The 26,998-nt window shown below is 71.9% G+C and carries 23 protein-coding genes; 15 read left to right on the top strand and 8 right to left on the bottom strand.

What is annotated here, in order from left to right; genetic code table 11:
* Positions 1 to 112: 112 nt before the first annotated feature.
* Positions 113 to 1,027, top strand: coding sequence for an alpha/beta hydrolase (locus ACIBTS_RS26795; protein WP_319677071.1), 915 nt, complete (start codon positions 113 to 115; stop codon positions 1,025 to 1,027).
* 115 nt (positions 1,028 to 1,142) lie between these two features.
* Here the strand turns inward: ACIBTS_RS26795 and ACIBTS_RS26790 are convergent, their stop codons facing one another.
* The 3 genes from ACIBTS_RS26790 to ACIBTS_RS26780 are packed head-to-tail and all read right to left on the bottom strand — an operon-like array spanning position 1,143 to position 4,217.
* On the bottom strand, positions 1,143 to 2,732 hold the full coding sequence (locus ACIBTS_RS26790) for a transporter (protein WP_399322703.1): 1,590 nt from the start codon (positions 2,730 to 2,732) through the stop codon (positions 1,143 to 1,145).
* The gene (locus ACIBTS_RS26785) at positions 2,729 to 3,499 is read right to left on the bottom strand and encodes an ABC transporter ATP-binding protein (RefSeq protein WP_399322701.1); all 771 of its coding nucleotides are present in this window, start codon (positions 3,497 to 3,499) and stop codon (positions 2,729 to 2,731) included. The genes ACIBTS_RS26790 and ACIBTS_RS26785 overlap by 4 nt, the downstream gene beginning before the upstream one ends.
* Before the next feature lie 55 nt (positions 3,500 to 3,554).
* Entirely contained in the window at positions 3,555 to 4,217 is a 663-nt protein-coding gene (locus tag ACIBTS_RS26780; RefSeq protein WP_099936616.1) for a bifunctional DNA primase/polymerase, read from the bottom strand.
* Positions 4,218 to 4,482: 265 nt separating this feature from the next.
* Here ACIBTS_RS26780 and ACIBTS_RS26775 point away from each other — a divergent pair, with 265 nt between their 5' ends.
* The gene (locus ACIBTS_RS26775) at positions 4,483 to 5,868 is read left to right on the top strand and encodes a transcriptional regulator (protein WP_319675079.1); all 1,386 of its coding nucleotides are present in this window, start codon (positions 4,483 to 4,485) and stop codon (positions 5,866 to 5,868) included.
* A 213-nt stretch (positions 5,869 to 6,081) separates the two neighbouring features.
* Positions 6,082 to 8,052 (top strand): hypothetical protein, encoded by a 1,971-nt coding sequence (locus tag ACIBTS_RS26770; RefSeq protein ID WP_399322699.1) that lies wholly within the window; start codon positions 6,082 to 6,084, stop codon positions 8,050 to 8,052.
* 59 nt (positions 8,053 to 8,111) lie between these two features.
* Here ACIBTS_RS26770 and ACIBTS_RS26765 read toward each other — a convergent pair whose 3' ends face one another.
* A complete protein-coding gene (locus ACIBTS_RS26765; protein ID WP_399322697.1) occupies positions 8,112 to 9,443 on the bottom strand; it encodes an ABC transporter substrate-binding protein in 1,332 nt (443 codons plus the stop codon).
* 118 nt (positions 9,444 to 9,561) lie between these two features.
* Between ACIBTS_RS26765 and ACIBTS_RS26760 the strand changes: the two genes are divergently transcribed.
* Both ACIBTS_RS26760 and purU read left to right on the top strand, forming a co-directional pair.
* Positions 9,562 to 10,062 carry a hypothetical protein gene (locus tag ACIBTS_RS26760; protein WP_399322695.1) on the top strand — a complete coding sequence of 167 codons (501 nt, stop codon included), beginning with the start codon at positions 9,562 to 9,564 and terminating at the stop codon, positions 10,060 to 10,062.
* Between the two features lie 105 nt (positions 10,063 to 10,167).
* Positions 10,168 to 11,052 (top strand): formyltetrahydrofolate deformylase, encoded by an 885-nt coding sequence (gene purU, locus ACIBTS_RS26755; RefSeq protein ID WP_399322694.1) that lies wholly within the window; start codon positions 10,168 to 10,170, stop codon positions 11,050 to 11,052.
* Between the two features lie 9 nt (positions 11,053 to 11,061).
* Here purU and ACIBTS_RS26750 read toward each other — a convergent pair whose 3' ends face one another.
* Both ACIBTS_RS26750 and ACIBTS_RS26745 read right to left on the bottom strand, forming a co-directional pair.
* The gene (locus ACIBTS_RS26750) at positions 11,062 to 12,357 is read right to left on the bottom strand and encodes a maleylpyruvate isomerase N-terminal domain-containing protein (RefSeq protein WP_399322884.1); all 1,296 of its coding nucleotides are present in this window, start codon (positions 12,355 to 12,357) and stop codon (positions 11,062 to 11,064) included.
* A gap of 143 nt (positions 12,358 to 12,500) precedes the next feature.
* On the bottom strand, positions 12,501 to 13,091 hold the full coding sequence (locus ACIBTS_RS26745) for a sigma-70 family RNA polymerase sigma factor (RefSeq protein WP_319676790.1): 591 nt from the start codon (positions 13,089 to 13,091) through the stop codon (positions 12,501 to 12,503).
* 319 nt (positions 13,092 to 13,410) lie between these two features.
* Here ACIBTS_RS26745 and ACIBTS_RS26740 point away from each other — a divergent pair, with 319 nt between their 5' ends.
* Entirely contained in the window at positions 13,411 to 13,791 is a 381-nt protein-coding gene (locus tag ACIBTS_RS26740) for an STAS domain-containing protein (protein ID WP_079661578.1), read from the top strand.
* A gap of 217 nt (positions 13,792 to 14,008) precedes the next feature.
* Entirely contained in the window at positions 14,009 to 14,521 is a 513-nt protein-coding gene (locus ACIBTS_RS26735) for an EF-hand domain-containing protein (RefSeq protein ID WP_079661579.1), read from the top strand.
* A 3-nt stretch (positions 14,522 to 14,524) separates the two neighbouring features.
* Here ACIBTS_RS26735 and ACIBTS_RS26730 read toward each other — a convergent pair whose 3' ends face one another.
* Positions 14,525 to 16,030: a class I adenylate-forming enzyme family protein gene (locus ACIBTS_RS26730; protein ID WP_399322691.1), complete on the bottom strand. Its 1,506-nt coding sequence runs from the start codon at positions 16,028 to 16,030 to the stop codon at positions 14,525 to 14,527.
* A 195-nt stretch (positions 16,031 to 16,225) separates the two neighbouring features.
* Here ACIBTS_RS26730 and ACIBTS_RS26725 point away from each other — a divergent pair, with 195 nt between their 5' ends.
* The 4 genes from ACIBTS_RS26725 to ACIBTS_RS26710 all read left to right on the top strand — a co-directional run bounded on the left by ACIBTS_RS26725 (position 16,226) and on the right by ACIBTS_RS26710 (position 20,704).
* Positions 16,226 to 17,419 carry an amidohydrolase family protein gene (locus ACIBTS_RS26725; protein ID WP_319676788.1) on the top strand — a complete coding sequence of 398 codons (1,194 nt, stop codon included), beginning with the start codon at positions 16,226 to 16,228 and terminating at the stop codon, positions 17,417 to 17,419.
* The gene (locus ACIBTS_RS26720) at positions 17,419 to 18,552 is read left to right on the top strand and encodes an acyl-CoA dehydrogenase family protein (RefSeq protein ID WP_399322689.1); all 1,134 of its coding nucleotides are present in this window, start codon (positions 17,419 to 17,421) and stop codon (positions 18,550 to 18,552) included. The genes ACIBTS_RS26725 and ACIBTS_RS26720 overlap by 1 nt, the downstream gene beginning before the upstream one ends.
* 10 nt (positions 18,553 to 18,562) lie before the next feature.
* Entirely contained in the window at positions 18,563 to 19,594 is a 1,032-nt protein-coding gene (locus ACIBTS_RS26715) for an acyl-CoA dehydrogenase family protein (RefSeq protein ID WP_399322688.1), read from the top strand.
* Positions 19,595 to 20,155: 561 nt separating this feature from the next.
* Positions 20,156 to 20,704 (top strand): ATP-binding protein, encoded by a 549-nt coding sequence (locus ACIBTS_RS26710; protein WP_399322883.1) that lies wholly within the window; start codon positions 20,156 to 20,158, stop codon positions 20,702 to 20,704.
* A gap of 507 nt (positions 20,705 to 21,211) precedes the next feature.
* Here ACIBTS_RS26710 and ACIBTS_RS26705 read toward each other — a convergent pair.
* Positions 21,212 to 22,138: a cyclase family protein gene (locus tag ACIBTS_RS26705; protein ID WP_399322686.1), complete on the bottom strand. Its 927-nt coding sequence runs from the start codon at positions 22,136 to 22,138 to the stop codon at positions 21,212 to 21,214.
* Positions 22,139 to 22,240: 102 nt separating this feature from the next.
* On the opposite strand from ACIBTS_RS26705, the gene ACIBTS_RS26700 reads away from it, so the two are divergent.
* The 4 genes from ACIBTS_RS26700 to ACIBTS_RS26685 form a co-directional block, all read left to right on the top strand.
* Positions 22,241 to 23,152 (top strand): SDR family NAD(P)-dependent oxidoreductase, encoded by a 912-nt coding sequence (locus tag ACIBTS_RS26700; RefSeq protein WP_399322684.1) that lies wholly within the window; start codon positions 22,241 to 22,243, stop codon positions 23,150 to 23,152.
* A gap of 90 nt (positions 23,153 to 23,242) precedes the next feature.
* Positions 23,243 to 24,397, top strand: coding sequence for an acyl-CoA dehydrogenase family protein (locus ACIBTS_RS26695; protein WP_399322682.1), 1,155 nt, complete (start codon positions 23,243 to 23,245; stop codon positions 24,395 to 24,397).
* Complete coding sequence (locus ACIBTS_RS26690) at positions 24,397 to 25,446, top strand: Zn-dependent alcohol dehydrogenase (protein ID WP_399322680.1); 1,050 nt, start codon at positions 24,397 to 24,399, stop codon at positions 25,444 to 25,446. Before ACIBTS_RS26695 ends, ACIBTS_RS26690 begins: the two co-directional genes overlap by 1 nt.
* A 156-nt stretch (positions 25,447 to 25,602) precedes the next feature.
* On the top strand, positions 25,603 to 26,998 hold a 1,396-nt coding region (locus ACIBTS_RS26685), incomplete at its 3' end, for a hypothetical protein (protein WP_399322678.1).

The raw sequence follows: 26,998 nt of genomic DNA, 5'->3' as shown, positions 1-26,998 counted from the left end.
GGGGTGTTGCTTGCGGAGAGTGCCCATCTCGAAAGGGCATTCGATAGCCTGCGTGTGATCCGAAGTCTGACGACAGCACAACGGTACGAGGGCCAGGGGGGTGCCAGGAACTGTGGCGCGACGCATCGACGTGACCGGGGCGGGCGGCGTACGCCTGGCGGCCTGGGAGTTCGGGGACCCGCCCAAGGTGATCCCGGCACAGTCCGCAGGAGCCCCGAGCGCCGCGGAAGCGGAAGCGGGGGAGGACGGTTCCTCGGGCGTCCTGTTACTGCACGGCCTGATGGGCCGGGCCTCGCACTGGGCGTCCACCGCCCGCTGGCTCTCCGAGCGACACCGCGCGGTCGCCCTCGACCAGCGCGGCCACGGCCAGAGCGAGAAGCCGCCGGAGGCCGCCTTCACCCGCGAGGCCTACGTCGAGGACGCGGAGGCCGCCCTGGAGCAGCTGGGCCTCGCCCCGGCCGTCCTCATCGGCCACGCCATGGGCGCGCTGACGGCCTGGCAGCTCGCCGCCAAGCGTCCCGACCTGGTGCGCGGCCTGATCGTCTGCGACATGCGGGCCTCCGCGCTCGGCGCGGCCTCGCAGCGCGAGTGGGGCGACTGGTTCAAGTCCTGGCCGGTCCCCTTCGCCACCCTCGCCGACGTCCGCAAGTGGTTCGGCGAGGACGACCCCTGGGTGGAGCGCCCGAACCCCTCCCGGGGCGAGTTCTACGCCGAGGTCATGCACGAGTCGCCCGACGGCTGGCGGCCCGTCTTCGAGCCCGACCAGATGCTGAAGTCCCGCGAGACCTGGGTCTACGACGCGCACTGGGAGGAGCTCACCCAGGTGCAGTGCCCGGCGCTGGTCGTGCGGGGCCTCGACGGTGAGCTCGGGCGGGCCGAGGCCCAGGAGATGGTGCGGGTGCTGCCCCGCGGCGAGTACGCGGAGGTCTCCGACGCGGGGCACCTCGTGTACTACGACCAGCCGGAGGCCTGGCGCTCGGCGATCGAGCCGTTCCTCGACGCCGTACTCACCCCCCACACTCCCTGAGAACCCCGACCCACTCCCTGAGAGCCCGACCCACTCCCTGAGAGCCCGACCCACTCTCTGAGAACCCCGTCTCCTCCCCCTACCCAGGGTCATGTGTGCCGCTGCCGCTGCTCCCTCACCCCTTGCTGACCGCCGTCAGGATCTCCGGCAGCCGTTTCGCCGTCCTCGGCGCCGCCAGCCGTAGTCCCAGCACAGTGACGCCCACGCCGTACACCGCGCCTGTCGGCAGCAGCAGCCAGGTCCAGGCGTCTGCGCCCGCGCTGACGTTCAGCCAGATCGTCAGCGCGATGACGGGCGCACACAGCAGGGCCGCCGCGACCATGCCGCCGAAGATCGCGATCCAGGCGAGTCCGGCCTGGCCGGGAGCGACGTTCTTGTGCCCCTCCTGCGGGATCGAGTAGGGAAAGCGCGCCGAGGTCCAGGCGCCCGTCGCCAGCATCGCGCCGAGCAGCGCGAACGACAGCCCCAGCGCCTCGGGCAGCTTCGGCCAGTCGCCCAGCAGCGCCGTCGTCAGCACGGTCACCAGCGTCGCGTACGGCAGGGTGATCACCAGCAGGGCCAGCGCCCGCGCCCGCAGCTCCTCGTAGGCGTCCCGGGACGAGGAAATGGTCAGCGCGACCATCCAGAACGCGGACGTGTCCTGCCCGAACTGGTTGTACATCTGAATGCCGAGCATCCCGGCGGCGAAGCAGGCGAAGTAGATCGAGCCGGTGCCCTGCACCGCGTTGAAGACGGGCACGATCAGCCCGATGGCCAGCGAGGTCACCCAGGCCGCCTTCGTCTTCGGGTCGCGCCAGATGTAGCGCAGGCTGCGTTCCATCACCGGTCCGGTGCGCCCGCCGGGCAGCAGCCGCGCCGGCCCCGCCGCGCTTCGTCGTTTCCGCGCGGTCGGCTCGGCGGCCTGGAGAGTGGAGCCGTCGGGCGAGGTCATCAGCCGCGTCAGAGTCCGCGCCCACACCCCCACCAGCAGTGCCAACGCGGCCGCGCTGACGGCGATCTGCGCGACGGCGACCCCGTACGCCCCCTCGCTCACCGAGTCCACCGCGCCGACCGCGGAGGCGGGCGGCAGCCACCGCAGCACGTCCGCCACCGGATCGAGCTGCCCCAGCCCGGACGTCCCGAGCCGCTGCGCCCCGAAGTTGACGACCTGCGCCCCCACCGCGATCACCAGCCCGCTCAGCACCGCCAGATCGCGGCCCTTGCGGCTGGACAGCAGCCGGATGTTGGCGGCGGCCACGGCCCGCGCGAGCGCCACGCACACCAGCAGCCCGAGCACGACGGCGAGGACGGCCACCGTCCAGGCCGCCGCCCCGTGCGCCACGGCCACCACCGACCCCACCAGCATCAGCAGCGTGAACAGTGGCCCGATGCCCACCAGCGAGGCCGCCAGCAGCGCCCGCACCAGCGGCCGGGGTCGCAGCGGCAGCATCACCAGCCGGGTCGGGTCCAGGGTCTCGTCGCCGCTGGGGAAGAACAGCGGCATCACCGCCCACCCCAGCCCCAGCACCGCCCCCAGCAGCACCACCAGCGAGACGGCGTGGTCGTGCCCGCGCAACGCGATCAACCCGATCAGCTGCAACGCGGCGAACAGCAGAGTGACGACGGCGGAGGCGACGTAGGCGGCCCGCCGCCCACCCGACTGCCGCAACCCGTTACGCAGCAGCGACAGCTTCAGCCGGACGAGGGTGGCGGTCACGCCGCTCATCGGGCGGCCCCGCCGCCCAGCCAGTCGAGGTCGGAGCCCGTGTCCATCCTGTGCGCCCCGACGAGTTCGAGGAACGCCCGCTGCAAGGAGGGGGCCGACCCCCGCACCTCCGCCAGCGTCCCGTGCGCCCGGATCCGTCCCGCCGCCATCACCGCCACCCAGTCGCACAGCGACTCGACGAGCTCCATCACATGGGACGAGAAGACGACCGTCGCCCCGGACGCCGTGTAGCGCTCCAGCACCCCTCGGATGATCTGCGCGGACACCGGATCGACGCCCTCGAACGGCTCGTCGAGGAAGAGGACTTCGGGATTGTGGAGCAGCGCGGCCGCGAGCCCGATCTTCTTCCGCATGCCGGTCGAGTAGTCGACCACGAGCTTGTGCTGGGCGCCGGCCAGGTCGAGGACGTCGAGCAGCTGCGTGGCCCGCTTGTCGACCTCGGCGCCGGGCAGTCCCCGCAACCGCCCGCTGTATCCGAGCAGTTCACGCCCCGACAGCCGCTCGAACAGCCGTAGTCCCTCGGGCAGCACCCCGATCCGTGCCTTCACCGCCACGGGATCCCGCCACACGTCGTGCCCGACGACCTCGACGGACCCCTGATCGGGCCGCAGCAACCCGGTCACCATCGACAACGTGGTCGTCTTCCCGGCCCCGTTGGGCCCGACCAGCCCGATGAACTTCCCTGCGGGCAGATCGAGATCGATCCCGGCGACAGCGACCTGCTGACCGAACCGCTTCCAGAGCCCACGCACGCGTACGGACGTCATACAGGGAACCCTACGGCGCGGCGTTGACGCTGTTGACGTCGTTGATGATCCGACGTCAGCGATCCCTGCCGCACGCGTAGGCCAACGGCGAGATCAGTTCCTCCGCGTCCGGCAACCACCGATTGGCGGCCGTCGGCCGGCAGGCCCACTGCACGGCCCCCCGCGACCCGAACCGGGTGGGCGGCGCGGCGACGAACGTCCCCTCGCCCAACGTCACCAGATCCAGGGCCCCCAGCGACCAGCCCAGCTTGCGCACCAGGTCCGGCACCTTCGCCGACGCCCCCGGCAGCACGAAGAACTGCATCCGCCGGTCGGGCGTCAATGTGACAGGACCGAGCGTCAACTCCATCCGCTCCATGCGCGCCAACGCGAGGAACCCCGCCGTCTCCGGAACGGAGATCGCGTCGAACGTACGCCCCGTGGGCAGCAGGATCGAGGCGGTCGGCTGCTTCTGCCACATCCGGCGCGCCACCGTCGCACTGCCGGTGGCCTGCGTCTCCCAGTCGGGGCGCGCAGGGTGCGCACCCGGCGCGTCGCACGCCGCTTCCCCGCAGGAGCAGCGCTGCACCCCGTCGACGGGTTCCAGCCAGGTGCCGGGAAAGACGTCCCAATGACGTTCCTCGGCATAGCGAACAGCGGTCTCGAGCAGCGATTCCCCGCGCTGCTTCGGGATTTGAGTGGCTTCGGCGCCCGCGATGGTCTCTTCCACGATGAGCACAACTCTAGCGGTCACCGGGGGTTACGCCCGCCCGTTTGCGCGGGGGAGGAGCATCGATTCCCCGTCCGGGGCGCATGGGTGCATGTGCGGGGGCGCGCGGCAGGAACGGGCGCGGGAGCGGGTAGTCACGGTAGGGGCGGGCTTCCGTCGGTAACCCGGAAATACTCGGCAATCCTCGCATGCCTCGCATTTTCACCATGTCCGTGGGGCATTGATCTTCTCGGCCGGAACTTTTCGGTACGGAACTCCACAGGGGGTAGTGCCAATGGCCGCAAGGCCGCTAGTCGCGCGGCAGCCGAACGAACGGCTGCAGGCGCTCATCCAGGAGGCGGGGTGCTCGAACGCCGGGCTCGCCCGCCGCGTCAACATGTGTGGTGCGGAGCACGGTCTCGACCTGCGCTACGACAAGACGTCCGTGGCCCGTTGGCTGCGCGGACAGCAGCCGCGCGGACGCGCCCCGGCGATCATCGCGGAGGCGCTGGGCCGCAAACTCGGCCGTGCGGTCACGATCGACGAGATCGGCATGGCCAACGGCAAGAACCTCGCCTCGGGTGTGGGTCTCCAGTTCTCGCCGACGGTACTGGGGGCCATCGAGCAGGTCTGCGAGCTGTGGCGCAGCGACGTGGGCCGGCGGGACTTCCTCTCCGGTTCGTCCGTGGCCGCCTCGGCGTTGGTCGAGCCGAGCCGTGACTGGCTGATCTCCTCGCCCGACGCGCAGGTGGCGCGCTCGGCGGGACCCCGGGTGGGGCTGTCCGACGTCGCGGCCGTCAAGGCGATGACGCAGGCGCTGGTCGACCTGGACCACCAGTACGGCAGCGGGCATGTCCGTCCCGTCGTCGTGCACTACCTCAACAGCGTGGTCTCGGGGCTGCTGGCCGGCTCCTACCGGGAGGCGGTCGGGCGGGAACTCTTCGCGGCCGTGGCCCGGTTGACGGAGCTCGCCGGGTACATGGCCGTCGACACCGGCCAACCGGGCCTCGCCCAGCGCTACTACATCCAGGCCCTGCGGCTCGCCCAGGCCGCGGGCGACCGAGGATACGGCGGATACATCCTCGCCGCTTCCATGAGCCATCTCGCGGCCCAGCTCGGAAACCCGCGTGAGATCGCCCAGTTGGCGCGCGCGGCACAGGAGGGGGCGCGTGGACGTGTGACGCCGCGCGCGGAGGCGATGTTCCTCGCGGCGGAGGCGCGCGGGCACGCCCTGATGGGTGACGCGCGCGGGGCGCAGGCGGCGTCCGGGCGGGCGGTGTCGGCGCTGGAGGCGGCCGATCCGTCCGCCGGGGACGACCCGGTGTGGATCGCACACTTCGACGACGCCTATCTGGCCGACGAGTTGGCGCACTGCCACCGCGACCTGGGCCAGGCCGAGTCGGCGGCGCGCTGCGCGCAGCAGTCCCTGGCCGGGCATCCGGAGAGCCGTGCGCGCCGGCGCGCGATCGGATACGTCCTGCTGGCCACCGCGCAGGTGCAGCAGCGCGAGATCGAACAGGCCTGCAACACCGGTCTGAAAGCGGTCGAGTTGCTGGAGACGCTCCGCTCGAACCGGGGCGCGGAGTACCTGGAGGACCTCCAGCAGCGACTGGAGCCGTTCCGGGACGAATCGGTGGTGAGGGAGTTCGGGGCGCGGCTGGAGTTGCAGACCGCGGCGTGAACGGACGGGGCGCCGCTGCGTGAACGTGCGGGAGACAGTGAGGTCCCGCACAGCAGGCGACGAATACAGCGCACGGCGCTCCGGATCTGTTACCGAAGTCACTGGCGGCCTCGCCGGGAGGGAGATCACGTTCTGAGCTGCGTGGCACGGGGTTCCGGGGACCCGGTAGCGTGAACCGACGATTCCGAAGGTCCCCCATTCGTAGGAGTCCCGGTGACGCAGAGTGGACAGGGCGAGGAGCCCTCGGCGCAGCCCGCGCGCGAAGGCATCGTGCTGCCCTCCGACGGTGGGGAACCCCTGCTGCCGGGAATGACGACGAGCGCCCCACGGCGGGCGCCCCGTCCGGAACAGCCGCCCGCACCGCCGTCGGACGACCATTTTGGCCAGTACGGCGCTCAGCACGACCCGCAGCACGACCGGCAGCACGGTCAGCAGCACAACCAGGAGCACGGCCGGCAGCAGTACGGCGGCCAGCAGCAGTACGGGCAGTCCGAGTACGGGCAGCAGCAGTACGGCCGACCGGAGTACGGGCAGCAGCAGGCGCCGGCCGGCGGCCAGACCTGGGGGCAGCCCTGGGGTCCCGACCCGCAGACGCCCGCCCCGCAGCCCCCGTCCCCGGGCTGGCCGCTCCCCGCGGACCAGACGGGCCAGTCGGACCAGACGGGCCAGACGGGCCAGACGGGCCAGTCGGACCAGACGGGCCAGTCGGACCAGACGGGCCAGTCGGACCAGAGGGGCCAGGCACACCAGCAGCACCAGCAGCTGGACCACTGGAACGCCCCGCAGGCGGCCCCGTGGAGCGGCGGCACGCAGCCGGGCGCGGGCCCGCTCCCGACGGAGGGCTCACCGGCCCCGGCGCATCCGACGTACGGCCAGGGCACGCCGAGCACTCCGCTGCCACCGGCCGCTCCCCGCGCCGCCTCTGCCGCCTCGGCGTCCACCGCGGCTTTCGACGACGGTGCGACGCAGTACATACCGCCGATACCGGCGGCCCCGACTCCGGCCTCCACGGTCGACGAGGGCGCCACCCAGTACCTGCCGCCCGTCCCCGCCGCCGCACCCGTCGACGAGGGCGCGACGCAGTACCTGCCGCCGGTCGTGCCGGGCGCACTGCCGCCCGAGACCCAGGCCGAGTCGACCCACTTCCTGGGTCGCACCCCGCAGAACGGGCCCGCTCCGGGCCCCGGCCCGATGCCCACCCACGGCACCCAGCCGGGCGCGCAGCCCGGCACACACTCCGACGCCGAGGCCACCCAGTACCTCCCGCCCGTCCCCGCACAGGCCGGCGGGGACCGGCAGCCGCCCGCCGAGTTCGAGAACCTCTTCCGCAGCGGCCCGGGCAGCGAGAGCCCGGCCGGGTCCACGCAGCAGCTTCCGCGCTTCTCCGAGCCGGAGCCCCCCGGATACGGCGGCCATGGCGGCTACGGCGGCCCGCAGGGCTACGGCGCCGGGCCCGCCGCCCGCTCCCCGCAGCCCGCCTACACCCCGCCCGGTGAGCCGGCGGCGGGCGGGCGGCGCGGGGCGCGTGACGACGACGGCGGCCGGGGTGGCCGTAGCGGCTCGCGGGTGCCGTTGTTCGCGGCGATCGGGGTGGCCCTCGCGGTCGTCGGGGTCGGCGCGGGCGCGCTGCTCTCCGGCGGGGGCGGCGGCAAGGGCGACGACAACAAGACCGTCGCCGCGTCCGCTCCCGCGACCGGCGGGTCCACGTCAAAGGCGACCGGTGCGGCCGAGCAGCAGGCCGTCGCGCTGGACAAGCTGCTGGCGGACAGCGGCAGCAGCCGGGCCAGCGTGATCAGCGCGGTGGCCGAGGTGAAGGCCTGCGGCAACCTCGCACAGGCCGCCACGGATCTGCGGGCCGCGGCGAAACAGCGCACCGACCTGGTGACGAGTCTGGCCGGGCTGAAGGTCGACCAGCTGCCGAACCACGACGCGCTGACCACCGCCCTCACCAAGGCGTGGCAGGCGTCCGCGTCCGCCGACGACCACTACGCGGCCTGGGCCGACCAGGTCGCCGGCAGCAAGAAGAAGAGCTGCAAGAAGGGCTCGGCCCGCACCACCTCCGAGACACAGGCTGGCAACCGCGACAGCGGCACCGCCAGCGCCCAGAAGTCGCAGGCCGCGACGTTGTGGAACGAGATCGCGAAGACGTACGGCCTGACCCGGCGCCAGCCCACCCAGCTCTAGCCGGCCCATCCAGCTCCAGCCGGCCCATCCAGCTCCAGTCGGCGGGAGGGGGCGGTTCGTCAGTCGACGTCCGCCTTCTCCAGGGTCTTCGTCATGTCGGTGAAGCCCTTCTTGGCGGCCACCAGCCGGCCCTTCCGCACGGTCTGGAGGGTCACGTCGGCGTTGACCAGGCGGGGGAAGCCGATGGAGGCGAGCCGGTCGGTGAACTGCCAGCGGAGCGTCGGCGTGAGCCCGCCGGTGGTGATCTTCAGCCCGTCGTCCAGGGCGCCCCGCACGGAGGTGGAGGTCACCTCGCCGTCGCCCAGCGACTCCACGGCCTGCCGGAACACGTTGTAGGCGATCCAGGTGGTCTGCACTCCGGTGTCGCCGGCGTCGATGCGGGTGTCGGAGAACGCCTCCTCGCTGATGACCTTCTTCATCGGGTTCCAGGCGGGGTCGCTCGCCACGGGGTACCAGCCGGTGACGTAGGACCCCTCGTAGGGCCCGGAGCCGCCGCCGGCCGCGTCGATGACCGTCTGGTCGACGCTGCCGAGGACGGTGGCGGTGTTGACGGCGGTGTAGTCCGTGCGGGCGCGCCGGAAGGAGTCCATGAAGGTGCTGGTGCGGTCCCCGAGGGCGGGCACCACGCACCCCTTCTCGTTCTTCGCGCTCTTGCCGTCGGTCACGTGTTCCAGGGCGGTCTCGGACTGTGCCGAGTACTCGGTGGAGTCCTCCGGCGCGCGCTGGTCCTTGGCCTTGTCGTGGCCGCCCGCGGTCAGCCCGGCGTTGAGCATCGTGGGCAGCGCGTCGCCGGCGATGGTGTCGGGGCGGATCAGGGAGACGGGACCGCAGGTCGCGGCCAGCTCCTTGCCGAGGCCGGCCAGGAGGGAGGGCTGGCCGCCGTTGACGGGGTAGGAGAGCGGGCTGGTGAACTCCGCGTTCGTGACGCCGTAGCCGCCTATGTAGGGGATGCCGTCGCCCTCCAGGTAGGGGAAGAAGGCGTCGGAGTGCTGGCTGTAGGAGCCGACGACGGCGACCGCGTTCTCCTTGACCGCCCGGCGGGCGCACTTCGCGGCGGACACGGTGTCGTTGTGGTCGTTGCAGGTCAGCACCTTGAGCTTGCGGCCGTTGAGGCCGCCGTTCGCGTTGATCCAGCGGGCGTAGGCGCGGGCGAAGGCGGGCATGCCCGCCTTGTTGGTCGCCGACGTGCCCTCGGGCGCCCAGGTCATGACGACGATCGGGTCGTCCCCGGAACCCCCCGTGGTACCGGGGACGACCCCGCAACCGACGGCGAGTGACGCGCAGACGGCCACGGCGCCCGCCGAGAGGGCGGTCGCTCTGAGGGACCTGGTGAAGCGGAAGGACCTGGGGAGGAAGGTACTTCGCAGGGAAGGGCGTCGCTTGCCGGTCATGGACACGCACGATTCCGTCACATAGCCAACCTGCGAGTGACTCACGGTCAACGAGTGGTGACGTCGAGGTGAATTGCAGGGGGTCGTGAGGCTCCTGTGACGGGGAAACGTACGATCGATGACCGTGCAAGGTTCGGAGAACTCTTCCCGTCGCGGCCGTCGCTCCTCCACCATGGGCGGCATGCCACTCAACGACATGCCGTGGTGGCGCTGGCGCAGCAATGTGCGCTCCGCGCTGCACATGCTCTCCGACCCGGTGTTCCAGCAGAACGTCTGGCTGTCCGGCGTCGAAGGGTACGGGGACGTCACCGACGCCGTGTACCGCCTCGTCGAGGACACCTGGCTCGACAACTGGTCCGCCGAGAAGTACGTCGGCACGATCTTCCGCGACTCGCAGGAGGCGGCGCTCGTCGACACCGCCGTGCTGCGCGTGCTGCGGATCATGCACCAGGTAGGGCCGGACGCCCCCGTCTCCGCGTACGTCGAGCACCAGGGCTGGCCGGACGCCGTACGGGCGGCGCGTGACGCGCATGTCCGGATGGCGACGGCCGACGGCGACGAACCCGACGCCCCGCCCCGGACCCTCGAGGTGCTGCACATCATGACCAGGTCGGCGTAGACCGGGTCCGTATGCCGGGTCCGGGTCGGTCCGGTCCGGGTGGGCCCGGTCCGCGTGGCGGACAGGGTTCTGTTCGGCCGGTAGGGGCATGAGACCCTGTCCCGCATGACTGAGCAGTCCACCCGAGCCGAGGCAACCCCCGCCGATCAGTACGTCCTCACACTTTCCTGCCCCGACAAGCAGGGCATCGTGCACGCCGTGTCGAGCTACCTCTTCATGACCGGCTGCAACATCGAGGACAGTCAGCAGTTCGGCGACCGCGACACGGGCCTGTTCTTCCTGCGCGTCCACTTCTCGGCCGAGCCGCCGGTGACCGTGGACAAGCTGCGTGCGAGCTTCGCGGCGATCGGCGACTCCTTCCACATGGACTGGCAGATCAACCGGGCCGACGACAGGATGCGCATCGTCCTCATGGTCAGCAAGTTCGGCCACTGCCTGAACGACCTGCTGTTCCGCGCCAGCATCGGCGCGCTGCCGGTGGAGATCGCGGCCGTGGTGTCCAACCACACCGACTTCGCCGAGCTCGTGGGCTCGTACGACATTCCCTTCCGCCATATCCCGGTGACGAAGGAGAACAAGGCGCAGGCCGAGGCGGAGCTGCTGGAGCTGGTCCGGGAGCAGGACGTCGAGCTGGTCGTCCTGGCCCGCTACATGCAGGTGTTGTCGGACGACCTGTGCAAGCAGCTCAGCGGCCGGATCATCAACATCCACCACTCCTTCCTGCCGAGCTTCAAGGGCGCGAAGCCGTACCACCAGGCGCACGCGCGGGGCGTGAAGCTGATCGGTGCGACGGCGCACTACGTCACCGCCGACCTCGACGAGGGCCCGATCATCGAGCAGGAGGTCGAACGCGTCGGCCACGGCGTCACCCCCGACCAGCTGGTCGCCATCGGCCGCGACGTCGAGTGCCAGGCACTGGCCCGCGCGGTCAAGTGGCACGCGGAACGACGAATCCTGCTGAACGGCCGCCGGACGGTCGTGTTCGCCTAGGTGCTACAGCTACATCCTGCTCAGCGCCGCCGCCGCGAACAGTACGTCCCTGATCGCGGCGCGGTCGCCCAACTGGCCGGCCGCCGCCTCCTCCGGGGATACGTGGCCTGCGGCCAGGCGGCAGAACTCGACGTCGTCCAGGGCCACGTGGGCCACCTCGTGGTCGGCTGAGGCGACCGCGCCGGGGGAGTCCAGGGGGATCAGCCACTGGCCGCCGCCCGAGCCCTCGATCTCCAGACGGAGGCTGCGGCCGGGGCGGCCGGCGGGCACCAGGTGGCGGGTGTGCGAGGGGGCGGCGAGGCCGGCCCGGCGGCGGGCCGCAAGCGTCTCCGGGAGCATCCGCGCGGCCAGGTCGATCATGCCGTGGAGGTGGCGCGGGGCGGGCGGTGCGTAGGGGTAGTCGACGGCTTCCGCGATGTCCTCGGCGTGCACCCAGCACTCGAAGGCGCGGTCCAGCATCGCGTCCCGCAGGGGCAGTTCGAAGCCGCCGTACGAGACGGGCAGGGTGCCGGGGTCGGCACCGGTGAAGGAGACCGTGCGGACGAGGGCGTGGGCCTGTTCGCGCCAGGGGGCGCGCACGGAACGCGTGGGCGGGTAGTGCGAGCCCGCCCAGAGCGCCTCGGTGCGGCGGGCGGGCGTGACCGGCGGTCCGTCCGCGAGCCGCTCCCGCTCTTCCCGCTCTTCCCGCTCCTCGGGTTTTTCGACGGCGTCCAGCGGGTCGTCCAGGCCCAGGGCCACCGCGACCAGTCCGTCGACGGCGAGCAGGTGGGCGATGACGCCGGCGACGGTCGTCCGGCGGTATGTCTCGCCGTCGCCGCGGAACCAGCGCAGCCGTACGGGCGCGTGCCACTCGGCGTCCCCGAAGTCCTGGAGCAGGGCGTCGAGCCGCGCGGTCTCGGCGTCGTACGACGCGGCCCAGGCCGGCACCGGGATGCGGGGCGGGCGTCGGTCAAGGCAGCCGTCGAGGACGCGGGTGCGCAGGCCGGGGTCGAGGTCGAGGCTCTCGGGGCGCTGGAGCAGGCCGACCGCCTCACGCAGTCGCCGTGCTTCGTCGGCGCAGGCACCGCAGCCGCCGAGGTGGTCCTCCACGGCCGCCGTCTCCTCGGCCGAGCAGGCGGCCAGCGCCCAGGCGCCGAGCAGGGACTTGAGCACCGGGTGTTCGAGGGTGAGCGGTGGCGGTGCCGGGGAGGCCGGGTCCTCCAGCACGGGCAACGGCAGGCCGCTGTCCTCCACGGAGGCGCGGGGGAGCGGGATGCGGGGCGTGGGTGCGGGCGCGGGGGTGCCGCCCTTGGCGTTCGTGTCCACGCTCTCCTCGTCCGTTCCCTCTGTCGTCCCCGTCTCCTCGCGGGGCTTCGCGTCCTCCCTGTTCGCTCCGCCCTCCCCGTTCTCGCCGTTCCTCCTGTCCTCCTCGTTCTCGCCGTCGCACGGCTCGAAACCGTTCGTGCCGCTCACGCCGCACCCCCGTAGCCGGGGGGTGCGCCGGGGGACGGGGCGTCGTGGGCGGTGGAGAGGAGTTGGAGGCCGAGGCGGAGCCGGCGGCGGGCCTCGTCCTCGGTGACGCCGAGGTCGGCCGCGGTCTGGCGGTAGTCGCGGCGCTGGAAGTAGGCCAGTTCCAGGGCGGCGCGCAGTGGGGCGGGCATGGCCTGGACGATGTAGTCGGCGCGGGCGGCGACCGAGGCGTGCCGCACCTTGCGCTCCAGTTCCTCGGTCGCTTCGGCGGAGCCGTGGCCGGTCTTGGCCAGTGCGGCGGTCTCGGTGGCGTGCAGTCGCTGTACGGCGAGGCGGTGGGTCAGTGCGGCGACCCAGGTGCGCAGGGGGCCCTGCTTGGGGTCGTAGGCGTCGGGGTGTTCCCAGACGTGGGCGAAGACCTCGCGAGTGATGCCGTCGGCCGCGCGTTCGTCTTCGAGCACGCGGTGGGCGAGACCGTGCACGAGCGAAGCGAAACGGTCGTAGAGCTCGCCGAGGGCGGCTGCCTCACCGCGTGCGAGTCGCTGCTGCATCTTGCGGTCCCAGCGGGGCGGTGCGTCCCTCTTCGCCATGCGGCCCCCTCACCCATGCCCGTGTCGTCGGCCGTGCCTGTGTCCAGCCTGCGTCCACCGTCACCTCGAATGTAGTCGGCACGTCCGGTTATGCACGCCCCTTTGTTTCAATGTGCGCCCCCTGTCGGCGAGCGCCTGGTATGGGCCGCGTCTACCCGACAATTACGGATCGAACCGGACTGGATATGACGGAAACAAGCCTCTTTCCTTTGGTTTCTGTTTTTTCTTCGGTGTTTCGGGGCACGGCCGCTGGGCAGCCGCGCTGCAAGGAAGCGTAGGGACAGCTTCCGTTTACAGCGAGCTACAGCGAGCGAAGGGCGTGGTGGTGGCCTTCAAAGTGACCGGCGGCGAGCAGGGCGGGTGGGCCGTGCTCCATGTGTCGGGCGAGCTGGATCTGGTGACGTCGCCGGTGCTGCGGCAGCGGGTGCACGACGAGGTGGCCGAGGGCCGTCACCATCTCGTCCTGGACCTCTCCGAGGTGTACTTCTGCGACTCCAGCGGCGTCGGCGTGCTCATCGCGTCGCGCCGTCTCATCCGCTCCTGCCGGGGACGGCTGCGCCTGATCCTCCCCGCGCGGGGCGCGGCCGAGGACTCGCACGTCAACCGGGTCCTGGGCGCGCTGGGCGTCCGCCGCCTCTTCGACGTCTACGGGGACCTCGCCGACGCCGTGGACGACGGGACGGAACCGCTCTCGGCGTAGCGGGAACCCACTCGGCGTAGCCGCGACCGTTCCATGCGCAGCCGGACCCCGCTCACCGGGGACCGGCGAGAGTCCGGGGTCCGCTCTGCCACACCCGCGTACCGGAACTCCCCCGGTCTTGGTACAGACGTCGGCTTCCCGCTGTCGGGGCGTCGCCGGCGTCGTACGCTCCTGCCGGAAGTATCCCCACGTGATGACGTAAGGCGGCCGACAAGACATGGTCAGCAGTGAGTACGAACGCAGGATCGCCGCCCGGTTCGCCACCTTCGACCAGGACGGCAACGGCTACATCGACCGGGCGGACTTCGGTGCGGCGGCCAAGGCGCTGCTCGCCGAGTTCGACGTCGCGGCCCGCTCCGACAAGGGACAGGCCCTGTACGCCGGCGCCGAGGCCTTCTGGCAGGGCATGGCCGGCATCGCCGACCGGGACGGCGACCAGCGCATCACCCGGGAGGAGTTCGTGAACGGCGCGGTCAAGCGCCTGCGCGACAACCCGGAGCGGTTCGCCGAGATCGCCCGCCCCTTCCTGCACGCGGCCCTGGACATCGCCGACGCCGACAGCGACGGCCGGGCCACGGTCGCGGACACCGTACGGGTCCTCAAGGCCCTCGGAGCCCCCGACGAGGTCGCCCGCGGGGCCGCCGCGGTTCTCGACGCCGACGCGGACGGCAAGGTCGGCGAGGCGGAGATCGTGCCCGCCTTCGCCCGCTACTTCACCGTTCCCGAGTGACACTCACCCGGAGAAGCGCTCGCGCAGCTTGTACTTGAGCACCTTCCTGAGCGTGTCGTTGCGCGGAAGGGCGTCCACCACCTCCAGCCGCTCCGGCAGCTTGTGCACGGACAGTCCGGCCGCACGCAGATGGGAAGCGACCGCTTCCAGAGTCAGCGGCTCCCCGGCGTCCGCCGACCGCTCCACCACCGCGCACACCAGTTCCCCGCGCTCCGCGTCCGGCAGGCCGATCACCGCCACGTCCCCGACGGCCGGATGGGCGGCGAGCAGGTCCTCGATCTCCTTGGCCGACACGTTCTCCCCCTTGCGGATGATGACGTCCTTCAGCCGCCCGGTGAGGACCAGGTGACCGCTGTCGGTCAGGTGCCCCAGGTCGCCGGTGCGCAGGAACCCGTCCGCGTCGAAGGCCTCGGCGGTCTGGGCGGGGTCCAGATAGCCCCGGCACACGGCCTCTCCGCGCAGCCGCACCTCCCCGCCCTGCGCGATCCGGATCTCCATGCCCTCGGGTGGCCGTCCCTCCGTCGTCGCGAGGTTCTCCGCGGTGTCGTCCGGCGCGCCCATGGTGATCATCGGTACCTCGGTCATCCCGTACCCGTGCGTGAGCTGCACGCCCATCTCGCGCACGACGCAGTGGTACACCTCCGGCGGTTTGGGCGCGCCGCCGCCCGCCAGCAGCCGCAGGGTGGGAATCACCGGAACCCCCGGCTGCTTGCGCTGCTCGGCGAGGAACATCGAGTAGAACGCCGTCGACCCGCCCGCGACCGTCACCCCGTGGCGTCGGTAGCCCTCCAGCGCGTCCGGCAGCGCGAAGTGCTCGAACATCACCGCCGGGAAGCCGTACAGCAGCAGCATGACGGTGTAGTCGGGGCCGGCGATGTGGGCGTACGGGAACGCCATGGAGCCGACGTCGTCCGCCGACAGGTGCAGCGCGTGCGCGAGACACGATCCGCCCGCGATCAGCGAGCGGTCGGTGTGCAGCACGCCCTTGGGGTCGGAGGTGGTGCCCGAGGTCCAGTAGATCCAGCGCACCGAGACGCCGTCGGCGGGCGGGGCGGGGAGGACCGCCGGGTCCCCCTCGGGGAGGTCGTCGTACGCCTCGAAGACGCCCTTCGCGCCGAGCCTTCGCGCCATCTCGGTGTGGTCGAAGCCCCGCCACACGCCCGGCACCGCGAAGAACTCCGCCTTCGACTCGCGCAGCGCGAAGCCGACCTCGCGGTCGCGGTAGAAGGGGATGACGGGTGACTGCACGGCCCCGAGGCGGGCCAGGGCGAAGGACAGGACGGCCGTTTCGAGGCGGGTGGGCAGCTGCCAGGCGACGACCGTGCCGGGGCGCACGCCCAGGTCGTGCAGTCCGGCCGCCGTCCGCTCGGCACGCGCGCGTAGCTCGCCGAAGGTGAGCGCGCGGTCCTCCTGGAGGAGGACCCGGCGGTCGGGGGTGAGGTCGGCGCGGCGGGCGAGGAGCTCCCAGAGGGTGCGGGACGTGCTCAGCGCGCGGGCGGTGTCGGTCACGGCGGCCCCCTAAAGCTGACGGTCTGTCAGATCGTGGGCAGAGCGTAGAGCCCGGCGCCTTGCTGGTCCAGGGGGGTCGCACTAGCCTTCTTGGTACACCGAATCTGACGGTCCATCAGATACGACCGCCGATACGTCCACCGGATGTGATCGGATGTGAGTGGATTCATGAGTGGATTCATGAGTGGGGGTCCCATGACCGAACTGCCCCGCATCATCAGCGTCGACGACCACGTGATCGAGCCCGCGCACCTCTTCGCGACCTGGCTGCCGCGCAGATACCGGGACCGGGGGCCGCAGCCCCTCACCGCCGGGATCGGCGAGCTCGCCTACGTCGCCGGGAAGTACCAGATCACGATGGACCCGGACGGTCAGCCCACCGACTGGTGGATCTACGAGGACCTGAAGTTCCCGTACAAGCGCAACATCGCCGCCGTCGGATTCGACCGGGACGAGATGACGCTGGAGGGGATCACCCGCGAGGAGATGCGGCGCGGCTGCTGGGATCCGAAGGCACGCCTGGCCGACATGGACCTCAACCATGTCGAGGCCTCCCTCTGCTTCCCGTCCTTCCCGCGCTTCTGCGGGCAGACGTTCGCCGAGGCGCACGACAAGGAGGTCGCGCTGGCTTGTGTGCGCGCCTACAACGACTGGATGGTCGAGGAGTGGTGCGGGGGCAGCGGCGGCCGGCTGATCCCGCTGTGTCTGATCCCGCTGTGGGACGTCGGGCTGGCGGTCGCGGAGATCCGGCGCAACGCGGCCCGCGGGGTGCGCGCGGTGACGTTCTCGGAGATCCCCAGCCATCTGGGGCTGCCGTCCATCCACTCCGGGTACTGGGACCCGTTCTTCGCGGTGTGCGAGGAGACGGGCACGGTCGTCAACATGCACATCGGTTCGTCGTCGCAGATGCCGGCCGCCTCACCGGACGCGCCCCCGGCCGTCCAGGCGTCCCTGTCCTTCAACAACGCCATGGCCTCGATGATGGACTACCTCTTCAGCGGGGTCCTGGTCCGCTTCCCGCGCCTCAAACTGGCCTACTCCGAGGGCCAGATGGGCTGGATCCCGTACGCCCTGGAGCGCGCCGACGACGTGTGGGAGGAGCACCGCGCGTGGGGCGGGGTCCGCGACCTCATCCCCGAGCCGCCGTCCACGTACTACTACCGGCAGATCTTCTGCTGCTTCTTCCGCGACAAGCACGGCGTCGCCTCGCTGGACGTCGTGGGGCGCGACAACGCGACCTTCGAGACCGACTACCCGCACGTCGACTCGACCTTCCCGCACACCAAGGAGGTCGCCCTCGACCACGTCAAGGGCCTCGACGACGAGACGGTCTACAAGCTGATGCGGGGCAACGCGATCCGCATGCTGGACCTGGACCTCGACAGCTGATGGACCTCTCGGACAGCCCCGAGGACGCCGAGTTCCGGGCCCGGCTGCGGGACTGGCTCGGCAAGGTGCTGCCGACGCTCCCGCCGAAGCCGTCCCCGGACGACTGGCCCGGCCGCCGCGCCTACGACCTCGGCTGGCAGCGCAGGCTGTACGAGGCGGGATACGCCGACGTCCACTGGGACGCCTCCCCGACCGTCCGGCTGATCTTCCTGGAGGAGACGGAGAAGGCGGGCGCACCCTATGTGGGGGCGGGGTTCGTCGGACTCCTGCACGCCGGGCCGACCATCGCCGCCGAGGGGACGGCCGGGCAGCGCGCGCGCTGGCTGCCGCCGATCCTGCGCGGCGAGGAGGTGTGGTGCCAGGGCTTCAGCGAGCCCGACGCCGGCTCCGACCTCGCGGCGCTGCGCACGCGCGCGTGGCGCGACGGCGACGACTACGTGGTGAGCGGCTCCAAGATCTGGACCTCGCACGCGGAAGTCGCCGACTGGTGCGAGCTGTTGGTCCGCACCGACCCGGGCGCGCCGAAGCACAAGGGCATCACCTGGCTGGCGATGCCCATGGACGCGCCCGGCATCACCGTGCGGCCACTGCGCACCCTCGCCGGGTCCGCCGAGTTCGCCGAGGTGTTCCTCGACGAGGTGCGGGTGCCGGGGGCCAACAGGGTGGGCGAGGAGAACGACGGCTGGCGGGTGACGATGGTGACGCTGTCCTTCGAGCGCGGCACCGCCTTCGTCGGCGAGGTCGTCGCCTGCCGCCGGGTGCTGGGCGAACTCGCCCGCGAGGCACGGAGCAATGGCCGCTGGGACGATCCCGCGCTACGGCGGCGGCTGGGCCGCCTCAACGCCGAGTTCAGGGCGCTGTGGCGGCTGACGCAGTGGAACGTGAGCGAGGCGCAGGCCACGGGGGGCCTGCCGGGCGTCGGCGGTTCGGTTTTCAAACTGAGGTACTCGCAGGCGCGCCAGGACCTCTACGACACCGCGGCCGACGTCCTGGGCGACGCCTGTCTCGACCTCGACCACCCCTGGGTCGTCGAGCGGCTCTCCTCGCTGTCGTACACCATCGCGGCCGGCACCTCGCAGATCCAGCGCAACATCGTGGCCGAACGGATCCTGGGGCTACCGAAGGGGCGGTGAACTCTCTCCCATGCGTTTCCAACTGACGGAAGATCAGCGAGCGCTGCGGGACGGCGTACGGGGGCTGCTGGCGCGCCGCTTCGACCGTACGGCGCTGCGGGCCGCCGTGGACCGGCCGGGGCGGCTGGACCGGGCGCTGTGGCGGGAGCTGGGGGCGGCCGGGTTCTTCGCACTGCGGCTGCCCGAGGCGGACGGCGGGGTCGGGCTGGGGCTCCCCGAAGCGGTGTTGGCGTTCGAGGAGGCGGGCCGAGCCCTGCTCCCCGGCCCGCTGATCGCCACCCACCTCGCGGCAGGACACGTGCCCGGCGCGGCCGAGGGGGAGACAGTCGTCGCGGCGGCGGACGGCGGCGGAATGGTGGAGTGGCTGACGGAGGCGGATGTCGTCCTCGTGGGTGGCCGGGGTGGCCGGGGTGGCCGGGGTGGCCGGGGTGGCGGGGGTGGCGGGGGTGCCGGGGACGCCGGCGACTTCAAGGATCTCGAGGGCCTCCCGGGCCTCCCGGGCCTCAAGGGCTTCGAGAGCTTGAAGGGCTTCGAGGGGGCCGTGCGGGTGCGTTCGGTGGACCCGCTGACGCCGCTGCACCGGGTCAAGGCGGGCGGCGCGGGCGCATCGGTCGCCGTGGACCCCGTCGCCGTCCTCCTCACCGCCGCAGAGCAGGTCGGCACGGCCACGCGCGCGTGCGAGCTGGCCGTGCAACACGCCCGGGCGCGCGAGCAGTTCGGACAGCCCATCGGGGCCTTCCAGGCGGTCAAGCATCTGTGCGCGGAGCTGCTGGTGCGGGTCGAGATGGCCCGCGCGGCGCTCTACGCGGCCGCCGTCACCGCCGCCCCGGCCGATATCGCGGCGGCCCGGCTCCTCGCCGACGAGGCCGCCGTGCGCGGTGCGCGCGACTGCCTCCAGGTGCACGGCGGCATGGGTTTCACCTGGGAATCGGACGTACATCTGCTGCTCAAGAGGGCTTGGACGCGCACCCGACGTACGGGTGCGACTACGGATAGTGAGGAACTGCTCGCGGGTGACTTGCTGTCAGAGGTGGGCCATTGACGGTGCCCGACGCCCGCTGCCTGCGGTGACGGCCAGGATGGCGGGCAGACGATCGTACGGATGTCGCGGATTGTGGCATACCGGAATCACGGAGCGTTGATATCGGGTTGTGTCCGATGCGTGACCCGTCACGGCCCGGAGTCGGCGCGTCGCTCCGGTACCTTCTGTGGGATGCGAGTGGTTCCGAGCATGAGCCATGTCGGCGGTGCCCCTGGGGCGGTGCCGGATTCGGCGGTGCGCGCCGCCATTTGCTGGGCGGACGGGCAATTGACCCCCGCCTGTTCGACTCCCCGCGACGAGCGTCGCACAGTATGCCGCACGGGTACTCCTTCGCGCTGGAATATGCCCGAAGCGCTTGTTGAGGTGACTGTACGTCAACCAAGCTGTCTCGTAAGGGATTCACGTTCCGTCACCCTGCCTCTGGCTGTTGTTCTGGCCATGCAGAAAATGGCTACGATCGTGGCCCCCGTCGTCATGGTGCACACGCGGCTCGCGTGGCTTGCGTGGCGCACGGCCATGTGTCCGCCGGTTCGGATGGTGTGAGCGGTGCAGGTGCTTAAGGTGCAGCTGGAGATCCGGCCCGACCCCGCTGAGGTGGGGCGCGCCCGGAGGTGGGCCCGTTCGCGTCTTGCCGGGTCCGGGATAGGGGACGAGGAGCCGCTCGCCGAGACGCTGATCCTGCTCGTCTCCGAACTGGTCACCAACGCCGTGGTGCACACCGGCTGTCCGGCCGTGCTGCGGCTGTCCCTGCCGTCGGTGTCGGAGGGTGAGGCGGCCGACGACCCGGGCGAACCGTCCATCGTCCGCCTGGAGGTGGCCGACACCAGCGACCGGGCCCCCGTGCCCCGGTGTGCCGGCGACGACGCGACCGGCGGCCGTGGCCTGGCCCTCGTGGACGGCCTCGCGGACCGCTGGGGGTGGAGCGTCGAGGGTGCGGGCAAGCGGATCTGGTGCGAACTGGACCGCTGCGCCGGGTCCGACGCGGCCGCGGTGGGCCACGGGGCCGCGGTGGGCCACGCGGCCGCGGTGGGCCACGGGAACGCGACGGAGTGCGGGAGCGCGGCCGGCCGGGAGTCGGCCTGCGAAGGGTTCGCCTTCGAGGTGGTCTGAGCGATCCGGGTGTTCCTCGGGGTCCTCCCTCCTGACGGGCGCACGGCGCGGGAGGCTCGGCAGGTTGTGGAGCATGGGCGCAGAAAGCGCTGTCGGCCTTGGCCGGTCAGGGGTCGGTGCGCCTGGCTGTGCTTCCGTGCGCGGCCATCGCAAATGGGGTGTAAGTAATAAATCTCCGTTCGGGTGTTGACGTGACGTGTCCGTTTGATCACGCTTGTGGTCAGCGATTCGCCGTGAGGGGACGACGAGGGCTTCGGTGACGGAGGCCCTCGCCGAGTGCGGGTCGCGATTCGGCGTCGGTTCCCTCAGGGCCGAGGGGAGTCGATGGAGCCCCCGCTCGAGGGAAGCCGAGGGTGGGGGGTACGCCGAGTCGGATGGCGGTGCGCGGTGCCGTGCTCGGGGCGGGCAGCCGCGCGCCGCCAGCCGACGTTGTACGTGGATTTCGGGGGCTGTGAGGTTCGGGGGTTGGTGAGGGGCGGGGTTCGGGTGTTCGGGTGTTCGTGGTGGTCAGAGAACGGCTACCGGGGCCACCGGAGTTCCCGTCCCGCCGACGAACGGTTCGGGCATCGCCGACAGCAGGAACGCGTACCGGCCCGTTTCTCCACAGGCTGTGGACAACTCTTCGAGATTCCAGTTCTGGCCCTGCAGCATGCCCATCTCCACGAGGTGGAGCGCGTGCACGGGCAGCCACAGATCGTCGATCTCGGGCGGGAAGATCTCGAAGGTCAGGGTGTCGTTGGCGACGGCGGCCACATCGCGCGCGTGGAACCACTCCGGGGTGCGGACCGACAACCCCGGCGAGGGGAACCCGTACCCCTGCTTGTCCCCGGCCAGATAGACCTGGACCTGCCCGGTCCGCACGAGCACGACGTCGCCCGCACGCACGCGCGTACCGCTCAGTTCCTCGGCCGCCTCCAAGTCCTCCGGGGTGACCGCGTGCCCGCCCGCCAGCCGGTCGACGCCACGCGCGCGTGCCACGTCGAGCAGCACCCCGCGCGAGACGACGTGCCGCGCCTTGTCGATGCCGCTGAACTCGGCCCCGCCGTGTGCGGTGACGGTGGCGGCCGGACGGCCGTTGTAGAGCTTCCCCGAGTGCGAGACGTGCGCCGGCGCGTCCCAATGGGTGCCCGCCTGTAGGCCCATCGTCACGGCGTCGTCGGAGCACGCCACCGTGCCCGGGCCGAAGATCTCCTGGTTGATCTGCACCATGGCGTGCAGGGGGTTGACCCGGCCAGGGATCAGCCCGCTCTGCACGCCGTCCTCCCGCAGGGGCAGCGCGAGCGGGACGCGGCGGCCGGTGCGGACCTCGGCGACGGCCGCGCGGACGACGTCGTCGGTGACGAGGTTCAGCGTGCCGATCTCGTCGTCGGCCCCCCAGCGCCCCCAGTTGTTGACGCGCTTCGCGATGTCGTGGAACTCGACCGGCAGTGTCATTCCATGCCTCCCCGGGGCTTGTCCCCGACCGACTGACGGGTCAACCTGTACCTCGCAACCCAAATCTAACGGTCCGTCAGAAACTCTGGGAGGGGGCCGGGCGTGGGGAACTTCTTGGCCGGCAAGGTCGTCGCCGTCACGGGGGCAGGGCGTGGCATCGGACGAGCGGTGGCGCTCGCGGCGGCAGCGCAGGGCGCGCGGGTCGTCGTCAACGACTACGGCGTGGGCGTGGACGGTGCCGCGCCCACGAGCGAGGTCGCCGAGTCAGTCGTCAAGGAGATCGAGGCGGCGGGCGGCGAGGCGGTCGCCGTCGCCGACGACATCTCGACGATGGCGGGCGGACAGCGGGTCGTCGACACCGCGCTGGCATCGTACGGGCGACTCGACGGGGTCGTGTGCGTGGCCGGGATCCTGCGTGAGCGGATGCTGTTCAACATGTCCGAGGAGGAGTGGGACCCGGTCGTCGCCACCCATCTGAAGGGCACGTTCACCGTGTTCCGGGCGGCGTCGGCGGTGATGCGGGGGCAGCGCGCGGGCACGTTGATCGGGTTCACCAGCGGCAACCACCAGGGCTCGGTGTCCCAGGCCAACTACAGCGCGGCCAAGGGCGGGATCATCTCGCTCGTGCGGAGCGCCGCGCTGGGCCTGCACCGGTACGGGGTGACCGCGAACGCGGTCGCTCCGGTCGCGCGGACGCGGATGTCCGCGGGGGTGCCCATGGAGTTGACGGAGATCGGGGAGCCGGAGGACGTGGCCGCGTTCGTGGTGTACCTGCTGTCGGACCGGGCTCGGGACGCGGGCGTGACGGGGCAGGTCTACACGGTGGCCGGACCGAAGATCGCGGTGTGGGCGCAGCCGCGGGAACTCCGTGCGGCGTATGCCTCCGGCGGTTGGACGGCCGAGACGATCGCGGAGTTCTTGCCGGGGACGGTGGGAGTGGATCCGATGCCGATGCTTGCGCGGTTGGACGAGATGCGGAGCGCTGCTGGTGACGGAAGCCGACCCAACGCCTGAGCGCTCCGAGGATCTGTGGTCAGGCGGGTGCGGGTGCGGGTGCGGGTGCAGGTGCAGGTGGGTGTCTCGCCGTTACTCAAGGAGGTGACCGTGGATTTCGGGTTCAGTCCCCTGGATCAGGAGTTCCGCGCCGAGGTTCGGGACTGGCTGGCTGCACACGCCCCGCATGCCGCCGACCGGCGCTCGTGGGAACGTACCCTCGGGGCCGCCGGCTGGATCGGGATCGGGTGGACGGAAAACGGATACGGAAACCGGGTCGCCAGTCTTACGCAGCAGGTCGCCTGGGCCGAGGAGTACGCGCGGTCGGGGGCCCCGCCCCGCTCCGGGCACATCGGGGAGAACCTGCTCGCGCCGACCCTCCTCGCGCACGGCACGGCGGAGCAGAAGGCGCGCTTCCTGCCGCCGATCGCCGCCGGCGCCGAGCTGTGGTGCCAGGGGTACAGCGAGCCGGGTGCCGGGTCGGACCTTGCCGGAGTCCGGACGAGAGCCGAACTCGCCCCCGACGGGCGGTCGTACCGCGTCACCGGGCAGAAGATCTGGACCTCGCTCGCCCATGAGGCCGACTGGTGCTTCGTGCTGGCGCGGACCGATCCGGAGTCCACGCGTCATCGCGGGCTGAGTTTCCTTCTCGTGCCCATGGACCAGCCGGGGCGGATCGAGGTGCGGCCCATTCGGCAGCTGACCGGGACCAGCGAGTTCAACGAGGTCTTCTTCGAGGGGGCGCACGCGCGCGTGGAGCACGTCGTGGGTGCGCGGGGTGACGGCTGGCGGGTCGCGATGGGTCTCCTCGGCTTCGAGCGCGGGGTGTCGACCCTCGCCCAGCAGATCGGCTTCGCCGAGGAGTTGGGGCGGGTGGTGCGTACGGCCGTCGAGACGGGCGCCGCCGACGATCCCGTCGTAGGCGATCGGCTGGTGCGGCTGTGGGCCGAGCTGCGCACCATGCGGTGGAACGCGTTGCGGACCCTGGGGGGCTCCGGCGGGCCGGGCGCGCCGAGCGTGGCCAAGCTGCTGTGGGCGGGCTGGCATCAGCGACTGGGGGAGGTGGCGGTGCAGGTACGGGGGGCGGCGGCGGGCGTCGGACCGGTGGACTGGTCGCCGTCCTCGCCGTACGAACTCGACGACGAGCAGTACCTGTTCCTGTTCTCCCGGGCCGACACGATCTACGGCGGCTCGGACCAGATCCAGCGCACGATCATCGCCGAGCGGGTGCTCGGCCTGCCCAGAGAGCGCAAGGGGGTCGTCTGATGCGAGGCGTGGTGTTCGACGGGAAGCGGGCCGAGGTCGTCGACGATCTGGAGGTGCGGGATCCGGGGCCGGGCGAGGTGCTGGTCGCGATCTCGGCGGCGGGGCTGTGCCACAGCGACCTGTCGGTCGTCGACGGGACGATTCCCTTCCCGGCTCCTGTCGTCCTCGGGCATGAGGGCGCGGGCGTGGTGGAGGCGGTCGGCGCGGGCGTCACACATGTCGTCCCCGGGGACCATGTCGCGCTGTCCACGCTCGCCAACTGCGGTGCCTGCGCGGAGTGCGACCGCGGCCGGCCGACCATGTGCCGGCAGGCCATCGGACGCCCGCAGAAGCCGTTCACGCGCGCGGGCAGTCCGGTGTACCAGTTCGCGGCCAACTCCGCGTTCGCCGAGCGGACCGTCGTCAAGGCCGTGCAGGCGGTGCGCATCCCGAAGGACATCCCGCTGACGTCCGCCGCGCTCATCGGATGCGGGGTGCTGACCGGCGTCGGGGCCGTGCTCAACCGCGCGCGGGTGGGGTACGGGGAGAGCGTCGTCGTCATCGGGACGGGCGGGATCGGGCTCAACGTGCTGCAGGGGGCGCGGATCGCGGGGGCGCTGCGGATCGTCGCGGTGGACTCCAATCCGGCGAAGGAGACGGTCGCGCGGCAGTTCGGGGCGACCGACTTCCTGACGTCCGCGGCGGGCGTGCGGGACGTGCTGCCGACGGGTGCGGACCATGTCTTCGAGTGCGTGGGGCGGGTCGAGTTGATCCGGGCGGCGATCGACCTGCTCGACCGGCGCGGGCAGGCGGTGCTGCTCGGGGTGCCGCCCGCGACCGCCGAGGCGTCCTTCCTCGTCTCCTCGCTGTTCCTGGACAAGTCGATCCTGGGCTGCCGCTACGGTGCCTCACGGCCCCAGCGGGACGTGGCCCTGTACGCCGAGCTGTACCGCGAGGGCCGACTGCTGCTCGACGAACTCGTCACGCAGACCTATCCCGTCGAGGACTTCGAGAAGGCGACGGCGGACGCGGAGGCGGGGCGGGTGGCGCGAGGGGTACTGACGTTCTAGCGGACGTGGTCGTCGGGCTGACGGGGCGGGCTGACGGGTGGGGTGACGGGTGGGCTGACGGGTGGGGGTGACACGCGGTCGGTCGGTCGGGCGGGGTTGTCCACAGGCTCTGGAAAACGCGTGGGCGGTGTCAGTGGCAGCGCCTACGGTCGTTTCATGAGCTACCGCGATGTCGCGTCCAAGCAGGTGCTGGTCTGGGCCTGCACCGCTGTCGGCGCTCGTATGCCGGTTGCCATGGCCCCGTTGGCCCTGGTTTTCCTGGTGCGCGAGCGGCCCGGCGGCTACTCGCTGGGCGCGATGCTCGCGGCGGCGTATGTCATCGGTGAGATCGTCGGCGCTCCGGTTCTCGGGATGCGGCTGCGGCATGAGCGGGCCCGGGTTCATCTGGCCGTCGGGCTCGCGTGCGGGGCCGTCGGGTTCGCGGGACTGGGGGCCATACCGGGCGCGCAGCCCGCCGTTCTCGGTGGGTTCGCGCTCGTGGCCGGGGCTGCTCCGGCCGCCGCCACCGGCGGGCTGCGCACGCTGCTCACCACGCTGGTCCCGGAGCGGTCGGCGGCGCAGGCGCTGTCGGTCGAGTCGATGCTGACGGCCGGCGTGTGGGCCGCCTCGCCGGCCGCGGTCGCCGGGCTGGCCCTCGGCGTCGCGCCGCGCGTCCCGCTGCTGCTGGCCGCCGCCCTGATGGCGTCGTCGGTCGCGGGCCTGTGGCTTCTGCCGGCCGCCTGGGGTGCGGATCACACCGGCGGTGGCGGGGCGCGACTGCGGGTGCTGGCAGGGGCCTGGCCGGTGTATGTCACGGGCGCGGCGAGTCTGGCCCTGCTCGGGCTGGCCGAGCTCGTCCTGCCGGCGCTGCTCGAACAGCGGGGCGTCGGGGTGGGCTGGTCGGGGCCGTTGCTGACCGGGATGGCGGTGGGTGGGGGGCTCGGCGGGTTCGTCTACGGGTTGCGGACCTGGCCGGGGCTGTTGCGAACCCGCAGCGTGGTGCTGATGGTGGGGACGTCGGTCTGTGTGACCCTCGCCGCGCTGATACCGGGCGCGGTCGGGATCGCGGCGGCGCTGGCCGTGGGCGGCACGCTCCAGACGGGCGCGATGCTCACCCGCAACCTCTCTCTGCGCGAGGCCCTGCCGGCGGGTGCCCTGGCCGCGGGCTACTCGGTCATGTACGCGGCGGCGGGGGCGGGTTACGCGGCGACGGGGTCTCTCGCCGGCGCCCTGCTCCAGGTGGTGGCGCCGTCGACCGCGATCCTGGCCGGGGTGGTGCTGACCCTGGCGCTGACCGCGCTCGGCTGGTGGGGCGAGATACGGCACGCCGACCGCTCAGCGCAGGGTGCCGATCGCGCCATGGCCTTCGCCGCCCCGGATGGTTCCGCCGGTTCCGCCGCTCCCGCCGCTCCCGCCGGTTCTGACGGCTCGGGTGGTTTCGAGGGCTCGGCCGCTTCTGCCGCTTCCGTTTCCGCTGGTTCCGCTGGTTCCGCTGGTTCCGTTGCTCCAGTTGCGCCCGGTTGTGCCGAGTCTTGGGCCGCCGAGTCCCGGGCCGTTGGCTCCCGGGCCGCCC

The sequence above is a fragment of the Streptomyces sp. NPDC050121 genome, from assembly GCF_044460385.1.
Lineage (GTDB): Bacteria > Actinomycetota > Actinomycetes > Streptomycetales > Streptomycetaceae > Streptomyces > Streptomyces soliscabiei.
Note: the sequence above shows the minus strand (reverse complement) of the source record. Positions and strands in the feature narration are given on the sequence as shown.